At 51.9% G+C, this 1186-nt stretch carries 1 rRNA gene; it reads right to left on the bottom strand.

Annotated elements, in window-relative coordinates:
- Positions 1 to 1186 (bottom strand): 23S ribosomal RNA (locus BM212_RS12360); the annotation flags it as partial.

Consider the following 1186-nt stretch of genomic DNA (forward strand, 5'->3'; position numbering starts at 1 on the left):
AGAAGCATTTGACTCCTACTCAGACTTGTTGCTTGGGCACGCATATCCAACAGCGTGCTTATCTTAGCCTCCTGCGTCCCTCCATTGTTCAAACAAAGCAGACTGGTACAGGAATCTCTACCTGTTGTCCATCGCCTACGCCTATCGGCCTCAGCTTAGGTCCCGACTAACCCTGGGAGGACGAGCCTTCCCCAGGAAACCTTAGTCATTCGGTGCACGGGATTCTCACCCGTGTTTCGCTACTCATACCGGCATTCTCACTTCTAAGCGCTCCACAAGTCCTCACGATCTTGCTTCAATGCCCTTAGAACGCTCTCCTACCATAGAACCATTGGTTCTATCCGTGGTTTCGGTACCTTGTTTAGCCCCGGTAAATTTTCGGCGCAGGGCCACTCGACTAGTGAGCTATTACGCACTCTTTAAATGATGGCTGCTTCTGAGCCAACATCCTAGTTGTCTGAGCAGCCCCACATCCTTTTCCACTTAACAAGGATTTTGGGACCTTAACCGACGGTCTGGGCTGTTTCCCTTTCCACTACGGATCTTATCACTCGCAGTGTGACTCCCGGATCTACATCAGTGGCATTCGGAGTTTATCAGGATTCGGTAACCCGATAAGGGCCCCTAGTCCAAACAGTCGCTCTACCTCCACGATGCACTATCCGAGGCTAGCCCTAAAGCTATTTCGGAGAGAACCAGCTATCTCCAAGTTCGATTGGAATTTCTCCGCTACCCACACCTCATCCCCGCACTTTTCAACGTACGTGGGTTCGGGCCTCCAGTGCATTTCACTGCACCTTCACCCTGGACATGGGTAGGTCACTTGGTTTCGGGTCGACGACGGCATACTAAACGCCCTATTCAGACTCGCTTTCGCTGCGGCTCCACCTCTTCGGCTTAACCTTGCATGACATCGTCACTCGCCGGTCCATTCTACAAAAGGTACGCCATCACCCGTAAAAGGGCTTTGACTACTTGTAAGCACACGGTTTCAGGTGCTGTTTCACTCCCCTTCCGGGGTTCTTTTCACCTTTCCCTCACGGTACTGGTTCACTATCGGTCACTAGGGAGTATTTAGGCTTGGGAGATGGTCCTCCCGGATTCCGACGGAATTTCTCGTGTTCCGCCGTACTCAGGATACCAGCTAGGTAAGATCAGATGTCGTATACGGGGCTTTCACCCTGTT

It is taken from the genome of Marinilactibacillus piezotolerans, assembly GCF_900114235.1.
In the GTDB taxonomy this organism is placed as follows: domain Bacteria; phylum Bacillota; class Bacilli; order Lactobacillales; family Carnobacteriaceae_A; genus Marinilactibacillus; species Marinilactibacillus piezotolerans.